This is a genomic window from Cytobacillus sp., assembly GCF_032154635.1.
In the GTDB taxonomy this organism is placed as follows: Bacteria; Bacillota; Bacilli; order Bacillales; family Cytobacillaceae; genus Cytobacillus.
Window position 1 is genome coordinate 1 of the sequence record NZ_JALDXW010000019.1, and the last position, 20,204, is coordinate 20,204.

17 protein-coding genes are annotated in these 20,204 nt (G+C 38.9%); 16 read left to right on the forward strand and 1 reads right to left on the reverse strand.

All coding sequences use genetic code 11. The annotated features are described in order from the left end of the window. Positions 1–295 precede the first annotated feature (295 nt). From leuC to RUH74_RS14145, 11 genes are all read left to right on the forward strand, one after another. Entirely contained in the window at positions 296–1,708 is a 1,413-nt protein-coding gene (leuC, locus tag RUH74_RS14095) for a 3-isopropylmalate dehydratase large subunit (protein WP_313801014.1), read from the forward strand. Between the two features lie 21 nt (positions 1,709–1,729). After that, on the forward strand, positions 1,730–2,323 hold the full coding sequence (leuD, locus tag RUH74_RS14100; RefSeq protein ID WP_313801016.1) for a 3-isopropylmalate dehydratase small subunit: 594 nt from the start codon (positions 1,730–1,732) through the stop codon (positions 2,321–2,323). Between the two features lie 101 nt (positions 2,324–2,424). Continuing rightward, positions 2,425–3,447, forward strand: coding sequence for a tetratricopeptide repeat protein (locus tag RUH74_RS14105; RefSeq protein WP_313801018.1), 1,023 nt, complete (start codon positions 2,425–2,427; stop codon positions 3,445–3,447). 161 nt (positions 3,448–3,608) lie between these two features. After that, positions 3,609–4,892 (forward strand): trigger factor, encoded by a 1,284-nt coding sequence (tig, locus tag RUH74_RS14110; RefSeq protein WP_313801020.1) that lies wholly within the window; start codon positions 3,609–3,611, stop codon positions 4,890–4,892. A gap of 535 nt (positions 4,893–5,427) precedes the next feature. Further along, a complete protein-coding gene (gene clpX / locus RUH74_RS14115; RefSeq protein WP_313801022.1) occupies positions 5,428–6,693 on the forward strand; it encodes an ATP-dependent protease ATP-binding subunit ClpX in 1,266 nt (421 codons plus the stop codon). Between the two features lie 170 nt (positions 6,694–6,863). Further along, positions 6,864–8,531, forward strand: a complete 1,668-nt coding sequence (gene lonB, locus RUH74_RS14120) for an ATP-dependent protease LonB (RefSeq protein ID WP_313801024.1) — start codon at positions 6,864–6,866, stop codon at positions 8,529–8,531. Positions 8,532–9,013: 482 nt separating this feature from the next. Beyond that, positions 9,014–11,341 (forward strand): endopeptidase La, encoded by a 2,328-nt coding sequence (gene lon, locus RUH74_RS14125; RefSeq protein ID WP_313801026.1) that lies wholly within the window; start codon positions 9,014–9,016, stop codon positions 11,339–11,341. After that, positions 11,338–11,919 (forward strand): ribosome biogenesis GTP-binding protein YihA/YsxC, encoded by a 582-nt coding sequence (yihA, locus tag RUH74_RS14130; RefSeq protein WP_313801028.1) that lies wholly within the window; start codon positions 11,338–11,340, stop codon positions 11,917–11,919. The genes lon and yihA overlap by 4 nt, the downstream gene beginning before the upstream one ends. Before the next feature lie 293 nt (positions 11,920–12,212). Next, the gene (locus tag RUH74_RS14135) at positions 12,213–12,989 is read left to right on the forward strand and encodes a transporter substrate-binding domain-containing protein (RefSeq protein ID WP_313801030.1); all 777 of its coding nucleotides are present in this window, start codon (positions 12,213–12,215) and stop codon (positions 12,987–12,989) included. Positions 12,990–13,065: 76 nt separating this feature from the next. Further along, the gene (locus RUH74_RS14140) at positions 13,066–13,713 is read left to right on the forward strand and encodes an amino acid ABC transporter permease (protein WP_313801032.1); all 648 of its coding nucleotides are present in this window, start codon (positions 13,066–13,068) and stop codon (positions 13,711–13,713) included. A gap of 15 nt (positions 13,714–13,728) precedes the next feature. Next, on the forward strand, positions 13,729–14,466 hold the full coding sequence (locus RUH74_RS14145; protein WP_313801034.1) for an amino acid ABC transporter ATP-binding protein: 738 nt from the start codon (positions 13,729–13,731) through the stop codon (positions 14,464–14,466). Positions 14,467–14,507: 41 nt separating this feature from the next. Here the strand turns inward: RUH74_RS14145 and RUH74_RS14150 are convergent, their stop codons facing one another. Continuing rightward, positions 14,508–14,993, reverse strand: a complete 486-nt coding sequence (locus tag RUH74_RS14150; protein ID WP_313801160.1) for a LiaI-LiaF-like domain-containing protein — start codon at positions 14,991–14,993, stop codon at positions 14,508–14,510. Positions 14,994–15,241: 248 nt separating this feature from the next. Between RUH74_RS14150 and hemA the strand changes: the two genes are divergently transcribed. From hemA to hemB, 5 genes are read left to right on the forward strand one after another with little or no spacing between them, the layout of a single operon-like run. Further along, positions 15,242–16,588, forward strand: coding sequence for a glutamyl-tRNA reductase (gene hemA, locus RUH74_RS14155; RefSeq protein WP_313801036.1), 1,347 nt, complete (start codon positions 15,242–15,244; stop codon positions 16,586–16,588). A 14-nt stretch (positions 16,589–16,602) separates the two neighbouring features. Next, a complete protein-coding gene (locus RUH74_RS14160; RefSeq protein WP_313801038.1) occupies positions 16,603–17,436 on the forward strand; it encodes a cytochrome C assembly family protein in 834 nt (277 codons plus the stop codon). A 24-nt stretch (positions 17,437–17,460) separates the two neighbouring features. Continuing rightward, complete coding sequence (hemC, locus tag RUH74_RS14165; protein WP_313801040.1) at positions 17,461–18,396, forward strand: hydroxymethylbilane synthase; 936 nt, start codon at positions 17,461–17,463, stop codon at positions 18,394–18,396. Beyond that, the gene (locus RUH74_RS14170; protein ID WP_313801042.1) at positions 18,393–19,184 is read left to right on the forward strand and encodes a uroporphyrinogen-III synthase; all 792 of its coding nucleotides are present in this window, start codon (positions 18,393–18,395) and stop codon (positions 19,182–19,184) included. Before hemC ends, RUH74_RS14170 begins: the two co-directional genes overlap by 4 nt. Next, a complete protein-coding gene (gene hemB, locus RUH74_RS14175) occupies positions 19,184–20,161 on the forward strand; it encodes a porphobilinogen synthase (RefSeq protein WP_313801044.1) in 978 nt (325 codons plus the stop codon). Before RUH74_RS14170 ends, hemB begins: the two co-directional genes overlap by 1 nt. Positions 20,162–20,204: the final 43 nt, after the last annotated feature.

Here is a 20,204-nt window from a genome sequence, read left to right on the forward strand (position 1 = left end):
CATGACAGATTGGCTTATGACCTCGAGGGGGTAGGAGCCGGAGCTAGACAAATAGGAAAGCGGAGTCGACTGTTCAGCCCCGACAAGCATAAGACGAGCTGGCGTGAAGGTTGTTCTTTAACCTTCATGACAGATTGGCTTATGACCTCGAGGGGGTAGGAGCCGGAGCTAGACAAATAGAAAAGCGGAGGCGACTGTTCAGCCCCGACAAGCATAATGAAGCTAGATTGACTCTACCACTAACACGACCATAATTGGTCGTGTTTCTTTTAAAAAAGAAAGCAGGAGGAAAAAAATGGGGAAAACAATAATTGATAAGATATGGGAAAAGCATGTGGTCCATCAAGAGGAAGGGAAGCCTGATTTAATCTATATTGATCTTCATTTAGTACACGAGGTAACCTCACCTCAGGCTTTTTCTGGGTTAAGAATAAAAAACCGGCGAGTTAGAAAACCAGAGAGAACATTTGCGACAATGGATCATAATGTGCCAACTGTTAATAGATATAAGATCGATGACCCAGTAGCTTTAAATCAAATGACAACCTTAGAAAAAAACTGCTGGGAATTTGGCATCCCTCTTGCTGGAATGGACAGTCCAGAGCAGGGAATCGTTCATGTGATTGGACCAGAGCTTGGACTAACACAGCCAGGGATGACGATTGTTTGTGGGGACAGTCATACTTCTACACATGGCGCATTTGGAGCGATTGCCTTTGGAATCGGTACGAGTGAAGTAGAGCATGTGCTAGCAACGCAAACACTATGGCAAACGAAACCGAAAACTTTAAAGATCGAAATAAATGGACAGCTTCGGAAAGGCGTTACGTCTAAAGATGTCATCCTTTATATTCTTTCCAAGCATGGTGTCAACTTTGGTCAAGGGCATGTCATTGAATATTGCGGAGAGGTAATAGAAAGAATGTCGATGGAGGAGCGGATGACCATATGTAATATGTCCATTGAAGGAGGCGCAAGAGCCGGTTTAATCAGCCCCGATGAAACGACTTTTTCTTATTTAGAAGGACGAAAGCATGCACCAAAAGGAGAAGCGTTTAAAAAGGCTGTCATGCAGTGGAGGGAGCTTGCGTCTGATGATGATGCCGTATTTGATAAAACGATAATGATTGAGGCTAATGACATTACACCGATGGTAAGCTGGGGGACAAATCCTTCCATGACATCCAGTATTAAAGAATCTATTCCATACTTAAAAGATTGTAAAAATGAACTTGAACAAAAATCGCTAGAAAGAGCCATTGATTACATGGGACTAAAAGAAGGACAGAAGATTGCTGATATTAAAATACAACATGTTTTTATAGGATCCTGTACAAATTCTCGATTAGAAGATTTGCGTCAAGCTGCGGAAATTGTAAAAGGAAAACGTGTTCATCAAAACGTAAGAGCTTTAGTGGTACCAGGATCTCAGCTAGTTAAGAAACAGGCTGAATCAGAAGGGTTAGATATCATTTTTCGAAATGCCGGTTTTGAGTGGCGTGAATCAGGCTGCAGCATGTGTTTAAGTATGAATAACGATATTGTTCCAAGTGGAGAGCATTGCGCATCCACTTCGAACCGAAATTTTGAAGGAAGACAAGGGACTGGAGCTAGAACACATTTAGTCAGCCCGGCGATGGCTGCGGCTGCCGCATTATATGGCAGGTTTGTTGATGTCAGTGAAAAAGTATCTGTTGAAGCAATTTAAAATGGGAAGGGTGTGAATAGTTTGAGTGGATTTAGAATGATAGTTGGAAAAGCTGTTGCGATGGATCGAGCAAATGTTGATACAGACCAAATCATACCAAAGCAATTCTTGAAAAGAATTGAGAAAACGGGGTTTGGACAATATTTATTTTATGACTGGAGGTATACGAAGGATGGCAAAGAAAATCCGAATTTTGAATTGAATCAGCCCGATAACCAAGGTGCTTCAATCTTAATTGCTAATGAGAATTTTGGATGCGGATCCTCAAGAGAGCATGCACCTTGGGCACTATCGGATTACGGTTTTAAAGTCGTGATTGCTCCATCATTTGCCGATATTTTTCATCAAAATTGCTTGAAAAATGGGATGCTGCCAATCAGGCTTAAAGTAGATGAAGTAGCATATTTATTAGATATGGCTAAGAATCAGCCGTATGACTTAACAATTGATCTTGAAAAGGAAACGGTAACAGATAATAGTGGTTTTTTAGCCTCTTTTCCGATTACAGCGTATTGGAAGATGATGCTGATAAATGGTTGGGATGAAATTGAAATTACCTTGCAATTAGAAGAAAAAATAACACAATTTGAGTGTTCTAAAGCGGTCAAATCATAGGTTCAAAAGGTTCACAGCAAAGGCAGGAGCTGTGGATCTTTTTTGTTTTTTTTAAGTTTTCATGCTAAACTTACTTCAAAATTACGTAGGGCGGGGACTGCATGAAGAAACGAGATCGGAAAAAATTAAATGATAAAGTAATCCTTTTTCCCGATCTGGAAAAAAGGCTTCTTGAAAAAGGGCTTGAGAAAATGCAGCAGAAAAGATTTCGGGAAGCGATCGAGCACTTAGAAGAAGCGATACGATTAGACCCAGAAAATAGCGATATTCATATTGGATTAGTACTCGCTTACTTCGAGTGGGGTTCTTTGCAAAAAGCGAAAGAAATAGCAGCGGATATGCTGCAAAAGGGAATCGGAGAATACATCCAAATTATAGATCTGTATTTAATGATTCTTGTCCAGCTTCATCAGTATGATGAAATTGTGACCACGATAGAGATTCTATTAGAAGAAAAAGAGATTCCAACGGAAAAATATGAAAGCTTTACCCGAATGTTAGAGTTTAGCCGGAGAATGGCAAAGGAAAAATCAGAAATGGAATATGAAGAAGCGGCAGTGGAAGAAGGGGATACAGACATTGATTTGTTTGCTTTTAAGACCCAACAAGAGCAAATGAATGTCGCTGCCCAGTTAGCAGAGAGAAATATTCAATCTTATATTGATGAAATAAAAACATATCTTCACTCGAAAGAAGGATCTCCATTCTTCAAGACGATGCTGCTTAATGTATTAATAGAGCATGCATATGACAAAGAGGTCATTGTTGAAAAGCTAGGAAGAACGCTCTCGGTCATACCAACTCAGCTTCCGCCTGTTCATATGCTGCCAGAGATAGAATCGCTTCTTTGCGTCCTTAGCAGCCGAATTGAGCATGAAGATCCAATCTTGTTTGAGAATATAAAAAGTCTTATTAGCCGACATTCCTTTATTCTTTATCCATTTCAGCTAGATATGCATGAGGAAAAGGCTTTGGCAGCTGCGTATCATACTCTTATAGCTGAATATCTAGGTCTAAACATAGAAGAAGATCTCGTATTTTTATATGAGGTGAAAATGGAAGAAATGAAAGAGGCACTGCGAGAATTAAAACAGCTTGAAGAAATTTCATCTTCCGATTTTTAGCTTCCATGTTGAAAGAAAAGGAACGTGTGGTATAATATAATGGTTGTATATGTAGATGGTATTTTTTATGTTAAAAATGTATAATGCTTGCTAAACAAGCCTTATTCATATCCATTTGTTACGTATGAAATGATAATAGATTGTTGGAGGGAATTAAATTTATGTCTGCAAAATTTGAAAAGCTAGAAGGGAACCAAGGAGTTCTTACAATTGAAGTAGATGCAGAAAAAGTAAACGAAGGTTTAGACGCTGCATTCAAAAAAGTAGTTAAACAAGTAAATGTACCAGGTTTCCGTAAAGGGAAAATGCCTCGTGGCATGTTTGAAAAGCGTTTCGGTATTGAGTCACTTTATCAAGATGCTGTTGATATTCTTCTTCCGGAAGCATATGCAAATGCAATCGAAGAAACTGGTATCGAGCCGGTTGATCGTCCTGAAATCGACGTAGAGCAAATTGAAAAAGGCAAGAGCTTAATCTTCAAAGCAACTGTAACTGTAAAGCCTGAAGTTAAATTAGGCGAATACAAAGGACTTGAAGTAGAAAAGTTCGATACTGAAGTGACAGATGAAGATGTTGATAAGGAATTAAAGTCTATGCAAGAAAGACATGCTGAGCTTGTTGTAAAAGAAGAAGGCAAAGCTGAAAACGGCGATACAGTCGTTATGGACTTTGAAGGTTTTGTAAATGGCGAAGCATTCGAAGGCGGAAAAGCTGAGAATTATTCTCTTGAACTTGGTTCAGGTCAATTCATTCCAGGATTTGAAGAGAACCTAGTAGGTGTGGCTGCTGGAGAATCAAAAGATGTGGAAGTTACTTTCCCGGAAGAATACCATGCTGCTGAATTAGCAGGAAAACCTGCAGTATTCAAAGTGACTGTTCATGAAATTAAAACAAAAGAACTTCCTGAGTTAAATGATGAGTTTGCTAAAGACGCAGATGAAGAAGTTGAAACGTTAGCTGCTCTTAAAGAAAAAGTAAAAACTCGTCTTGAAGAAAGCAAGAAGCATGAAGCAGAACATTTTGTTCAAGATACTGTAGTGGAAAAAGCTTCTGCAAATGCAGAAATTGATCTTCCATCAGTAATGGTTGATACAGAAATTGACCGTATGATGAACGAATTTGAACAACGCCTGCAAATGCAAGGAATGAACCTTGAACTTTACTTCCAATTCTCAGGTCAAGAAGAGAGTGCATTACGCGAGCAAATGAAAGAAGATGCTGAAAAGCGCGTGCGTACGAACTTAACTCTTGAAGCAATTGCGAAAGCAGAAAACATTGAAGTATCAGATGAAGAAGTAACTGCAGAGCTTAATAAAATGGCTGAAATGTACAATATGACAGTTGAAAATATTCAAAAAGCATTAGGCAGCCTTGAAGGCCTAAAAACAGATCTTCAAGTTAAAAAAGCAGTTGACTTCATTGTAGAAAACAGCAAAACTGTCTAATAGTAATATTAAAAGTTAGATAAAATATAATGAACAAGGCGCGAGTGAATCGTGCCTTGTTTTGTACAATAGAATTACATATTTTAGTTTTTTGAATAAACTGGTGGTGTATATAGATAAAGGAAAGGAAAATAAAGAAATCGGTCGCTTTCCTCTAATTCCAACTCCGGCATCTCATAACTTACCTCCAGACCATACATATGAAGTTTTTGGATAAAATCTGTTGACTTAACTTGACCATAATTGGTTAAGCTTATTTAGAATATCTTTTTTTCAGCCAACATAAACGAATCCGCTATGCAAGCAGTCATACATAATCTAATCCATTTATTAAGAGTTTTCATTTCCTGTCCAAAGTGGAAATGTGTTACAATGCAATACATAACAATTGTTGTAGGATAAGGTAGATTTAATTAGGATGTGCATTTCGTTACGTGCCAAAGTCCATGAAGTTAAAACAGGCTGAACTTATTTGTTTGCATATGATTCGCACAAGCTTAATATAATGATTTGAAGTTTTCAAGGGGTGAAGGATTTGTTTAAATTTAATGATGAAAAAGGGCAATTAAAGTGTTCATTCTGTGGCAAAACACAGGATCAAGTGCGAAAGCTTGTTGCCGGACCAGGTGTTTATATATGTGATGAGTGTATAGAACTCTGCACAGAAATTGTAGAAGAAGAGCTCGGCACGGAAGAGGAAGTAGAATTTAAGGATGTGCCAAAGCCGTCAGAAATCCGAGATATTCTTGACGAATATGTCATTGGGCAAGACCAAGCAAAGAAATCATTATCTGTTGCCGTGTATAACCATTATAAGCGCATAAACTCTAACAGCAAAATTGATGATGTGGAACTTTCAAAAAGTAATATTGCGATGATAGGACCGACTGGAAGCGGGAAAACATTGCTAGCACAAACGTTGGCACGTATATTAAATGTCCCATTTGCTATTGCTGATGCGACCTCATTAACAGAAGCTGGATATGTTGGAGAAGATGTAGAGAACATTCTTTTAAAGCTTATCCAATCTGCTGACTATGACGTTGAAAAAGCGGAAAAGGGCATCATTTATATTGATGAAATTGATAAAGTTGCCAGAAAGTCTGAAAATCCATCCATTACAAGAGATGTATCTGGGGAAGGTGTCCAGCAAGCATTGTTGAAAATTTTGGAAGGGACGGTTGCAAGTGTACCTCCTCAAGGCGGGCGCAAACATCCTCACCAAGAATTTATCCAAATTGATACAACAAATATCTTGTTTATTTGTGGTGGAGCCTTTGACGGGATTGAACAAATTATTAAGCGCCGATTAGGTCAGAAGGTCATTGGTTTTGGATCTGATACGAAACAAAATGAGCTTGACCAAAAGAGTCTGCTATCAAAAGTACTGCCAGAAGATTTATTAAGATTCGGATTAATTCCAGAATTCATCGGCCGTCTTCCGGTAATCTCAAGTCTTACACCATTAGACGAAGAAGCATTAATTGAAATTTTAACAAAACCTAAAAATGCGCTTGTTAAACAATACCAAAAAATGCTCGAACTTGATGATGTTGAGCTAGAGTTTGAAGAAGAAGCCCTTACTGAAATCGCTAAAAAGGCGATTGAACGTAAAACAGGTGCGCGTGGTCTGCGCTCCATCATTGAAGGAATTATGCTTGATGTTATGTTTGAGCTTCCTTCACGCGAGGATATCAAGAAGTGCATTATTACGAAAGAAGCGATTACTGATAATGCTGCACCGAAGCTTATTCTTGAAGATGGAACAATTATTGACGAGGAACGAAAAACTTCAGCTTAATTAAGAAAAGCGATTACTAAAAAGGAGCCAAACCATTAAAGGTTTGGCTTTTTTATGTGATATCAGAAATCTCTCAGCCCAATTTTTTACAATAGATTCTTGTTTATTCCAACTATGTGAAGGAGATACTAGCATTATCAGCGAGAACTTTTAATGCAGGAGGGAATAGTATGAGTTGGACGGGGATCGCATTATTTATACAATTGTTTTTTGGAATTGTCATAGGGCTCTATTTTTGGAACTTGTTAAAAAACCAGCGAACCCAAAAGGTTTCAATTGACCGAGAATCTAAAAAAGAAATGGATCAATTAAAAAAGATGAGAGCCATTTCGCTAACAGAACCTTTGGCGGAAAGGGTACGGCCGTCTAGTTTTGCGGATATTGTTGGACAGGAAGATGGGATTAAATCACTAAAAGCTGCATTATGCAGTCCAAACCCGCAGCATGTAATAATTTACGGACCACCAGGTGTGGGGAAGACAGCTGCTGCAAGGTTAGTATTAGAAGAAGCCAAAAAAACAGCCAAGTCTCCATTTAAACCGTCTTCCGTATTTATTGAATTAGATGCGACCACTGCCCGTTTTGATGAACGGGGGATTGCTGATCCTCTTATTGGTTCTGTCCATGATCCTATTTATCAAGGAGCGGGTGCGATGGGTCAGGCAGGTATACCTCAGCCAAAGCAAGGGGCGGTAACAAATGCCCATGGAGGAGTACTCTTTATTGATGAAATAGGTGAGCTGCACCCGATTCAAATGAATAAATTATTGAAGGTTTTAGAAGATAGAAAGGTTTTTTTTGAAAGTGCCTATTATAATGAAGAAAATACCCAAATTCCTAATCATATTCATGATATTTTTAAAAATGGCCTTCCAGCTGATTTCAGATTGATCGGTGCGACAACAAGAACTCCAAGTGAAATTCCTCCAGCCATTCGATCAAGATGCATGGAAGTATTTTTTAGGGAGTTGTTAGAAGATGAAATTATTGAAATTGGGAGAAAAGCAGCTAAAAAGGTTAATCTCACAATAAGTGAGAATGCATTAACCATACTAGCATCGTATGCAAGGAATGGGCGTGAAGCAGTCAACCTCATTCAAATTTCAGCAGGATTAGCAATAACAGAAGATAGAGATTACATAAAGGATGAAGATATTGAGTGGGTGATTCAATCAAGTCAGCTTACTCCTAGAATGGAAAGGAAAGTGAATGAGAAATCAGCAGTAGGTCTTGTTAACGGTCTTGCCGTCTATGGACCGAATACGGGGGCACTTCTTGAAATTGAGGTTACTGTTATTCCTGCAGTTGAGAAAGGCAGCATAAATATTACCGGAATTGTTGAAGAGGAAAGCATTGGCGGACAAGGGAAATCGATACGAAGAAAAAGCATGGCAAAAGGGTCGATTGAAAATGTAATTACTGTCCTCCGTTCTATGGGTGTTCCTGCTAATGATTATGATATTCATGTGAATTTTCCTGGCGGTGTTCCAATTGATGGGCCATCTGCCGGTATTGCAATGGCAACCGGTATATACTCTGCTATTTACAAGCTTCCAATTGATCATACAGTAGCAATGACAGGAGAAATAAGTATTCATGGGCATGTGAAACCGATTGGAGGCGTTTATCCGAAGGTAAAGGCAGCAAAAAAGGCTGGCGCAAAAACTGTGATCATTCCTGAAGAAAATATGCAATCCATTCTAAAAGAAATAACAGGAATAAAGATAATTCCGGTCACTCATTTAAATGAAGTTTTTGATATAGCCCTTCTAAAGAATATTCATATGGAGCAATCAATAACGGCTTCAGTCGAACTTGCAAAAAAAGAAAGCATTTAGATGGTGAAAAAACTTCGGCTTGCTATGGATGCGAAAAGCCGAAGTTTTATTTATGCGTGTTGGCTCGTTTTATGCTTGTCGCCCCTGGGCAAGCCGCCTCCGCATTTCGGAGTGTCTAGCTCCAGCGCCTATCGCCTAACAAACTTCAGGTCCCCTCCCTACGATAAGTTGACATCAATTCGCTATCGCTCATTGTGTCTCCTTTATCTCAGTCGAGGCTCTTCCAGTTTGTACGGCGATGATCAAAGCGCTTCCGCATTTCAGGGTGTCTAGCTGCGGCGGCTACCCCCTCGAGGTCACAAGCCAATCCGCTAAGAAGGTTAAAGAACAACCTTCCTATCGGCTCGTCTTGTGCTTGTCGGGGGTGACCGAGCCGCCTCCGCATTTCAGATTAGACACTATCTTGTAAATACGATAGAATTGTACAAAGAAATTATTAGTATTTTTATACTGAATAGATTTGCATTTGGAGGTGCTTTAGTTTGGCGAAAAAGAAAGAAATCATCGTCCCCCTCCTGCCGCTTCGGGGTTTGCTTGTTTATCCAACAATGGTCCTTCATTTAGATGTAGGCCGTGAAAAATCGGTACAGGCACTTGAAAAAGCGATGGTAGATGACCATTTAATTTTCCTAACTACACAAAAAGAAATCTCGATAGATGAACCTGCAGAAGAAGATTTGTACACAAGAGGCACATTAACACGTGTCAAACAAATGCTTAAACTTCCAAACGGAACGATTCGAGTGTTAGTTGAAGGTCTTCAAAGAGCTGAAATAATTGAATTTTATGATGAAACAAGTCATTATGCCGTCAGTATTGAAGCGTTTGAAGAACCAACTACAAAGGATGTTGAAGACCAAGCATTAATGAGAACGATGCTTGAATATTTTGAGCAATACATAAAGGTTTCTAAGAAAATTTCAGCTGAAACGTATGCAGCAGTTGCAGATATTGAAGAGCCAGGGAGAATGGCAGATATTATCGCTTCACACCTTCCTTTAAAATTAAAGGATAAGCAAGAAATTTTGGAGACAACCAATATAAAAGAGCGACTGAATCAAGTGATTGAAATTATTCATAATGAGAAAGAAGTTCTTAATTTAGAAAAGAAAATTGGTCAGCGGGTTAAAAAATCAATGGAACGAACGCAAAAGGAATATTATTTGCGTGAACAGATGAAGGCGATTCAAAAAGAGCTAGGTGAAAAAGAAGGGAAAACGGGCGAAATTGCTACCCTCACCGAAAAAATCGAAAAGGCTGGCATGCCTGAGCACATTCAACTAACTGCGAAAAAAGAATTGGACAGATATGAAAAGATTCCTTCTAGTTCAGCGGAAAGTGCAGTTATCCGCAACTATATTGAGTGGCTTGTTGCTTTGCCATGGAGTCAAGCAACAGAAGACGATTTAAATATCCATAAAGCTGAACGGATATTAAACGATGATCATTATGGACTTGAAAAGGTGAAGGAGCGCGTTCTTGAATATTTAGCTGTTCAGAAGCTAACAAATTCGTTAAAAGGACCTATTCTTTGTCTTGCTGGACCTCCCGGCGTTGGGAAGACAAGTCTAGCTCGTTCCATTGCAGCTTCTCTAAATCGGAAATTTGTCCGAATCTCTTTAGGGGGCGTGCGTGATGAATCTGAGATCCGCGGCCATAGAAGGACCTATGTGGGTGCCATGCCAGGCCGTATTATTCAAGGAATGAAAAAAGCGGGTACCATTAATCCGGTGTTCCTTTTGGATGAAATAGACAAAATGTCAAATGATTTCCGTGGCGACCCATCCTCGGCTATGTTAGAGGTTTTGGATCCGGAACAAAATCATAATTTTAGTGATCATTATATTGAAGAACCGTATGATCTTTCTAAAGTGATGTTTATTGCAACAGCAAATGATTTAGGAACCATTCCTGGTCCTCTCCGTGATCGGATGGAAATTATTACAATTGCTGGCTATACAGAGCTGGAAAAAATTCATATTGCAAAAGATCACCTTTTGCCGAAACAGATTAAAGAGCATGGGCTTTCAAAATCCCAGCTACAGATCAGAGAAGACGGAATTCAAAAAATCGTGCGTTATTATACTAGAGAAGCTGGTGTCCGTAGCTTAGAACGCCAACTTGCTACAGTCTGCAGAAAAACAGCAAAAATCTTAGTTTCTGGTGAGAAGAAAAAAGTAGTTGTAACTGAGAAAAACATGGAAGACTTCCTTGGAAAAACGAAGTTCCGCTATGGCCAGGCAGAATTGGAGGACCAAGTGGGCGTAGCGACTGGGTTAGCTTATACTACGGTTGGTGGAGATACACTTCAAATTGAAGTTTCACTTGCACCAGGAAAAGGGAAGCTTGTTTTAACAGGGAAACTTGGCGATGTAATGAAGGAATCGGCACAAGCAGCGTTTAGCTATGTCCGTTCAAAAGCAAAGGAATTAGGAATTGAAGAAGACTTTCATGAAAAGTATGATATTCATATCCATGTGCCTGAAGGAGCAGTTCCGAAAGATGGCCCATCTGCCGGAATTACGATAACAACAGCACTTGTATCTGCTCTTTCTGGAAAACCGATCCGTAAAGAAGTAGGAATGACTGGTGAGATTACCTTAAGAGGCCGGGTCCTTCCTATTGGGGGTTTAAAAGAAAAATCATTGAGTGCCCATCGTGCTGGACTTACGAAGATTATCATTCCAAAGGATAATGAAAAGGATATCGATGATATCCCTGAAAGTGTCAGAGAAGATCTAAACTTTGTCCTTGTTTCTCATGTTGATGATGTTTTGAAACATGCATTGAATGGCGGTGAACAAGGATGAAGGTAAATTCAGCTGAAATTATCATTAGTGCGGTAAAACCAGATCAATATCCTGTTGAAGATTTACCAGAGTTTGCCTTAGCAGGCAGATCAAATGTCGGGAAGTCTTCATTTATTAATAAAATGCTCAATCGAAAAAATTTAGCAAGAACCTCTTCGAAACCAGGTAAAACACAGACATTAAACTTTTATTTAATTAATGAAATGATGCATTTTGTTGATGTTCCTGGATATGGCTATGCGAAAGTCTCCAAGAAGGAAAGAGAAGCTTGGGGGAAAATGATCGAAACGTATTTAACTGGCAGGGAGCAGCTAAAAGCTGTTGTTCAAATCGTTGATCTTCGTCATCCGCCATCAAAGGATGATGTCATGATGTATCAGTTTTTAAAACATTATGATATTCCGTGCATCATTATTGCAACAAAAGCAGATAAAATTCCAAAATCAAAGTGGCAAAAGCATTTAAAAGTCGCAAAAGAAACATTAGAACTAGACCCAAATGATCATATCATTCTCTTTTCTTCAGAAACAGGTCAGGGAAAAGATCAGGCGTGGGCATTATTACAAGCTTATATGTAAGAAAAAGAATTCCATTGCAAGAGGCGATGGAATTCTTTTTTTATACCAAAGTGACTATGAAAATGTTGACTTTATGAATAAAAACCGCGAATCTTGTCGGAAAAAAGGGAATAGACAGGAGATAGCAGGATAATGACAAAATTGGGAGTATCTTAGAGGCAAGTAATTGAGAAGTTGCAATATGAGAGGATACTATAAATTATCACAAAATATGAATTTTGGGAATATTGAGTACATATGATAAGGTAGGAGAGAACTTATATTGGAAGAGAGAAAAGGGGGAATTTAAACTAGTGAAATATTTTTGGAAGGGTGTATTTTTGCTATTGGTTATAGTTGTACTAGCTGCATGCGGAGCTAAAGAAGCTTCAAATAAAGGCATGAAATTAGTAGATGATGGAAAGTTTACTTATGCATCTTCAGGAGAGTTTAATCCATTCAGCGTGACCAATAACGATGGGACAATGAGCGGGTTCGATATTGAAGTGGGTGAAGCGGTTGCAAAGGAATTAGGGCTGGAACCTGTCCAGCATAAATTTAAGTTTGGCGGAATTGTTGAAGGCGTTAAATCTGGTCGATTTGATGCGGCGGTTGCTAGTCACACAATTACTAAAGAACGATTGGAAGCTGTTAATTTTTCGATTCCCTATTATTTCTCAGGTCCTCAAATCTATGTTCGCCCTGATAGCACAGTGGAAACGCTCGATGATTTAAAAGGGCTGGAAGTTGCAGTAGCGAAAGGTACCACATACACAGCAGAAGCAGAAAAGGCAACGGATAATATCAAATTCTATGATAGCGATGTAGTAGCGCTCGAGGCATTAAGCAAAGGCAAGCATGATGCAGTTATTACTGACTTTATTACAGGCAAAGAGGCCATCGGTGCAGGGATGAACATTGTCGGCAAAGAATTGCTTGGCCGCAGTGAACAAGCCATAGCTGTTGCAAAAGAAAATACGGAGCTTCTAGAAAAAATTAATAAAGCGCTTGAAAAATTACACGAAAACGGAACGTTAACCGAAATAAGCAAAAAGTATATCGGCGAAGATATCACTGTTGTTCCAGAGTAAGGATAACTATACAGGGCGAATGTAGAAAAAATACATTCGTCTTTTTTTATAACAATTGGGTTAAAGGAGGAAACCTGTGGATTTATTAACAAAATTTATCGACACATACCCTGTTTTTTTGAAAGGGATGCTTCTAACATTTGAAATAACAATCGTCTCTATATTTATTGCTATTTTTATCGGATTATTTTTTGCCTTTTTAAAAATATCAAATGTAAAAATATTGGAATGGATTGCTGATTTATATATCTTCTTAGTTCGTGGAACCCCGCTTGTTGTCCAAATCTTTATCTTCTATTTTGGATTAACCGCTTTTAATATTTCCGATTTTCTAGCTGTTGTTCTAGGACTAGCCTTCCATAATGGGGCTTATATTGCAGAGATTTTCCGGGGGGCCATTCAATCAATTGATCATGGTCAAATGGAAGCTGGTCGTTCACTTGGAATGACAAAGAGTTTAACGATGAGAAGAATTATTTTGCCGCAGGCAAGTCGCAGAGCGCTTCCGCCGTTAGGAAATCAATTTATTATTGCTTTAAAGGACTCCTCGCTAGCCTCATTTATTGGCATGTATGAGCTTTTTAATGTTGCTACTACGCATGGTTCTCTTAAATATGACTATATGAGCTACTTGCTTATTGTAGCTGTTTATTATCTAGTTCTCGTTCTATTCTTCTCCATTATCGTAAGAATAATTGAGAAAAAAATGTCTAGCAGCGATTAAAGGAGGGAAGATGATATGAGTAAATCTATTATGATCAATATAGAGAAGCTAAATAAATCCTTTGGTGATTTGCATGTTTTAAAGGATATCGATATGACGGTTAAGCAGAGTGAGGTTGTTTGCCTAATTGGGGCGAGCGGATCTGGAAAGAGCACGCTTCTCCGCTGCATCAATTTTTTAGAAATAAAAGATAGCGGGCTTGTGATGATTGGCGGAGAAAAAATAGAAAAGGAAACGCATGATCTTAATGAGGTTAGAGCAAAAGTAGGGATGGTATTTCAGCATTTTAATTTATTTCCGCATAAAACGGTACTTGAAAATGTAATGGAGGCGCCAATTTATGTTAAAAAGCGTCCGAAAGAGGAAGTGAAAGAGGAGGCAAAGGCATTATTAAAGAAAGTTGGACTTTCTGATAAAGAATATGTGTATCCATCAAAGCTTTCCGGGGGGCAAAAGCAGCGTGTAGCGATAGCAAGGGCTCTTGCTATGAAGCCGGAAATCATGCTTTTTGATGAACCAACCTCTGCGCTTGATCCAGAATTAGTTGGAGAGGTGCTAACGACTATGAAGGAGTTGGCTGAGGAGGGAATGACAATGGTTGTCGTTACCCATGAAATGGGCTTTGCAAGAGAAGTGGCAGACTGGGCTGTCTATATGCACGAAGGACGAATTGTTGAGGTTGGACACCCCATGCAATTATTTTCCAGCCCAAAGGAAGAACGTACAAAAAATTTTTTAGATTCTGTATTGTAATAGAAAAAGACAGGGAAAACTATATATATCCCTGTCTCTTTCTATTTCTTTTTAATAAAGAGGAGGTAGCCGCCAATAAAAATAAGAATGACAGGCCAAAATTTCCAAACGTTTGACACACCGTTTTCTAATGTGCCAAGCCAGACAATTACACGATCATAAAAGAGAAGCAAAATAGATAATAATAAGAAGAGAAGCCCTTGAAATAATCCTGATCCAGTCTTTTGATGCTGCAGCAGTAAACCAAGAGCTAGGATTAAAATAAAGATACCAATATGATCCGGCCAAATCTCCAGGCGGTTGACGATATGAAAGTGCAAACCAAAACCAGTAAGAATAACACCGGGAAGAATCGCATGGTATTCTTTTGCTCCATACCCTTGAAACAAAAAAGCGATACCTATAATTATTAGCAAGGAAGGCCATGTAAAATAAGGCTGCAAAACTGGGATATTGGATTGTTCAAGATAAAAGTAAGCTCCAAAGCCAATTAGAATTATTCCAGGAAAAAAACGTTGATTTTTCATCATTACACCGCTTCCAATCAGGTTCACTTGAATCTGCTATGTTTTTTTGTTACTGTACATATGGGAGGATTTTGTCGAATGATAGAAAGTGGATAGCATACTGAATTCTTTTTTATTGTGCAATCTTCCTTTATTTATTTTATCATATGAATTCACTATCTGTTCACATTTTACCATTAGATAAAGGGATAGAAATGTTACAATTATAGTAGTATTTGTGCAATTTAATTGGGGGGGTCAATTGAAACATGCATATTTTAGTTGTCGGTATAAATTATAAAACAGCCCCTGTCGAAATTCGTGAGCGCTTGACATTTAACCCGTCTCAGCTTGCAGATGCTATGAACACATTAAAGAACAAGAAGAGCATCTTAGAGAACGTGATTTTGTCAACATGTAATCGGACTGAGATCTATGCAGTTGTTGATCAGCTTCATACAGGCCGATATTATATTAAAGAATTTTTGTCAGAGTGGTTTGAAATAGAGAAGGAAGAATTTTCACCATTTTTGTTTATATATGAGCAAGAAGGCGCAATCGAGCATTTATTCAGTGTGTCTTGCGGGTTAAACTCCATGATTCTTGGTGAAACCCAAATTTTAGGACAGGTTCGCACGAGCTTCCTTCAGGCACAGGAAGAGAGTACGACTGGAACCGTGTTCAACCATTTATTTAAGCAGGCCATTACACTTGCGAAACGAGCCCATTCAGATACAGAAATCGGTGCAAATGCCGTTTCTGTAAGTTATGCAGCTGTTGAATTAGCGAAGAAAATTTTCGGTTCCTTAGAGAATAAGCATGTTCTTATTTTAGGTGCTGGAAAAATGGGAGAGCTTGCGATTCAAAACCTGCATGCAAACGGTGCAAGTAAGGTGACGGTTATCAATCGTACGTTTGAAAAGGCGCAGGACTTAGCAAACCGTTATGAAGGGCAAGCAAAAACATTGAAAGAGCTTCAATGTGCATTACTCGAAGCCGATATTCTTATTAGCTCGACAGGAGCAAAAGATTTCGTGATTACAAAATGCATGATGCTGCAAGTTGAAAAACTGCGCAAAGGCAAGCCGCTATTCATGGTAGATATTGCAGTTCCGCGGGATTTAGATCCTAAGCTTGCTGAATTAGATAGTGTGTTCCTTTATGACATTGATGATCTGGAGGGGATCGTTGAAGCAAATCTTCAGGAGCGCAAAAAGGAAGCCGAAAAGATACAGCTAATGATTGAAGGAGAAATCGTTGAATTTAAACAATGGCTGAATTTGCTTGGCGTTGTTCCTGTCATTTCTGCGTTGCGTGAAAAAGCATTAGCGATTCAAGCAGAAACGATGACAAGCATAGAGAGAAAGATGCCAAATTTAAGTGATCGGGATAAAAAGGTGTTAAATAAACATACGAAGAGTATTATAAATCAGTTATTGAAAGATCCTATCTTACAGGCTAAAGAAATGGCCGGCCAAAAAGATGCAGACAAGGCATTGGATCTATTCGTGAAAATTTTTAATATAGGAGAACTTGTTAATGAGCAGCAGGAAGTGAGTGCAGCTGAACTAAGGCACTCGGTTGCTCAATCACCGCAGGCTTCCTTTCAATCATAAAAGGAGTACTGTCCATGTTTGAAATTTATATGACACGGCTGCATGAGTTTACAGTCGTTCTTTATGCCTTATGTGTCTTATTATATTTTGTTGATTTTCTGACGTCTAACCGGAAGGCAAATCGAATTGCCTTCTGGTTACTTGCATTTGTATGGGGTTTACAAACAATATTTCTTATTTTGTATATGTTGAAGACGGGGAGGTTCCCTGTCTTGACAATATTTGAAGGGCTTTATTTTTATGCTTGGGTACTCATTACGTTATCTTTAGTCATCAATCGATTACTCCGAGTAGATTTTATTGTTTTCTTTACAAATGTTCTCGGGTTTATGATCATGGCGATCCATACGTTTGCCCCCATACAATATGAATCCCATGTCATGGCACAGCAGATGATTTCTGAATTGCTGCTTATTCATATTACTGTGGCCATTCTATCTTATGGGGCGTTTTCCCTCTCATTTGTGTTTTCCGTGCTGTATCTAATTCAGTACGATCTTTTGAAAAGAAAGAAATGGGGCACCCGTCTGAAGCGGCTTGCTGACTTATCCAAGCTTGATAAAATGTCTTTCGTCTTAAATCTAATTGGCGTCCCCATGCTGATTATAAGTCTAATTCTTGGCACAACTTGGGCGTATATTAAGGTTCCTGATATGATTTGGTACGATTCTAAAGTAATTGGCTCGTTCATCGTACTCGCGATTTACAGCATTTATTTGTATTTGAAGGTTGGTAAAGGACTGACAGGAAATAAGCTTGCTTTATGGAATCTTGCATCCTTTCTCGTTGTTTTAATTAATTTCTTCTTATTTGGAAAACTATCATCTTTCCATTTCTGGTATTCATAATCGCTTTAAATTTAGGAGGCAGTCATGAGAAAAATTATCGTTGGTTCACGGAGAAGTAAACTTGCATTAACACAGACGAATTGGGTTATTAATCAGTTAAAGGCACTGGATCCGTCTTTCGATTTTGAAGTGAAGGAAATTGTTACAAAAGGGGATCGAATTCTTGATGTAACCCTTTCAAAGGTTGGCGGAAAAGGTTTATTCGTGAAAGAAATTGAGCAGGCCATGCTTGATAAAGAAATTGATATGGCTGTACATAGTATGAAGGATATGCCTGCCATACTTCCAGAAGGTCTCGTGGTTGGCTGTATACCAGAAAGGGAAGATCACCGGGATGCACTTATTTCTAAAAATCATATCCGATTTGATGACCTTAAGCCTGGTGCTATCGTTGGAACAAGCAGCTTAAGGAGAGCAGCCCAGCTATTAGCACGCCGTCCGGACATCAATATTAAATGGATTCGCGGAAATATTGATACAAGACTGGAAAAATTAGAAACGGAAGAGTATGATGCCATAATTCTAGCAGCTGCTGGGTTATCAAGATTAGGCTGGGCATCAGATGTGGTAACTGAGTTTCTAGATCCAGATATTTGCCTGCCAGCTATCGGACAAGGTGCATTATCTATTGAGTGCCGTGAGGACGACGAAAAGCTCCTTGGACTGTTAAAGAAATTTACGTGTGAAAAGACAGACGCAACAGTAAGAGCGGAGCGTGCTTTCCTTCATAAAATGGAAGGTGGCTGCCAAGTGCCGATTGCAGGGTTCGCCGAGCTTAATGAGCAAGAAGAAGTTGTATTAACCGCACTTGTTGGTTCGCCAGATGGGAAAATTATTTATAAAGAACAGATTACTGGTAAAAATCCAGAAGAGGTTGGAATTGAAGCAGCAAATAGCTTAATTAAGCTAGGCGGAAAAGAATTGATTGATCAGGTTAAAGCGGAGATGGAGGGCAAATGACAGCCTCCTCCCTCCCTTTAAAAGGAAAAAATATTCTTGTTCCAAGAAGTAAGGGGCAGGCACAATCTTTTTCGGAATTAGTGGAGAAATATGGCGGAAGTCCTGTTGAAATCCCTCTTCTTGCATTTAGACCTGCTAAATCTCCAGAACTACATGCGATGATCAATCAGCTGCATGCGTATGATTGGATTATTTTTACAAGCAGTATAACAGTTGAAACATTTCTTTCCTTTCTTCATCACTCGAATAGAGAGCATATGCCAAAAATTGCTGCGATCGGAAAGAAGACGGAAAGCTACTTATTAACTAAAGGTTTTCAAGTGGACTTTACGCCAAAGGAATTCGTTGCTGAAGGATTTGTTGAAGAGTTCAAACCGTATGTTAAAAAGGGGATGAAAGTCCTTATTCCAAAAGGGAATTTAGCTCGCAATTACATTGCCGCTCAATTATCCAACTATGGTGCTGTTATTGATGAAGCGATTATATATGAAACCTTTTTTCCTGAAGATAGCAGAGAACTCATTAAAGATAAGCTGGCTAACAGCCAATTAGATATCCTAACCTTTACTAGCCCATCTACGATTGACCATCTAATGGCTGTTGTTGAAGAAAACAATCTTTACGAGAAGGTAGAAGCATGTATCATTGGCTGTATCGGTCCAGTTACGAAGGAAAGAATTGAGTCATATGGGCTTAAAGTGGATGTTGCACCAGATGTATACACCGTTCATCATATGATAAAAAGTACAATTGATTATTTAGAAAATGAATATCGGAGGGCATTATAATGGATTTACAATTCACTCGTCATAGACGTTTACGCCAAAGTGCTAATATGCGTGCACTTGTACGCGAAAATCATTTAACAATTGATGATTTCATTTATCCTATTTTCGTAGCAGAGGGAAAGGATATTAAGAAAGAAATCACGTCGATGCCTGGCATATATAATTTATCATTGGATCATCTTGAAGAGGAAATGAATGAGGTAGTGTCATTAGGCATTAAATCCGTTCTACTATTCGGTATTCCTTTGGAGAAGGACGAATGTGGCGGGCAAGCATACCATGATCATGGGATTGTCCAAGAAGCAACTCGTTTAATTAAAGCGAAGTTTCCAGAAGTGATCGTTATTGCTGACACTTGTCTATGTGAATACACAAGCCATGGCCATTGCGGTTTGATTGAAGGGGATCAAGTATTAAATGATGCCTCACTTGAATTGCTTGTTCAGACAGCTGTAAGCCAGGCAAAAGCTGGTGCGGACATTATTGCCCCATCTAATATGATGGATGGATTTGTCGTTGCTATCCGTGCAGGGCTAGATGAGGCTGGTTTTGAAAATGTGCCAATTATGTCTTATGCGGTGAAGTATGCCTCAGCCTTCTACGGTCCATTCCGTGATGCGGCAGACAGTACTCCGCAATTTGGCGACCGTAAGGCTTATCAAATGGATCCTGCTAATCGAATGGAGGCATTGCGTGAAGCAGAGTCTGATTTAATGGAGGGCGCTGATTTCTTCATCGTGAAACCTGGCATGCCTTATCTTGATATTGTTCGTGATGTGAAGAACCATTTCAATCTTCCGCTTGTTATTTATAATGTAAGCGGCGAGTATTCAATGGTTAAAGCAGCAGCTCAAAACGGTTGGATTGATGAAAAAAGAATCGTAATGGAAATGCTTACTGGTATGAAGCGTGCTGGCTGCGATCTAATCATTACATACCATGCAAAAGATGCAGCAAGATGGCTGAAAGAACAGTAATTTTTAATACACTTCGTTAAAAGATGTATGAACTTTTCTAAAT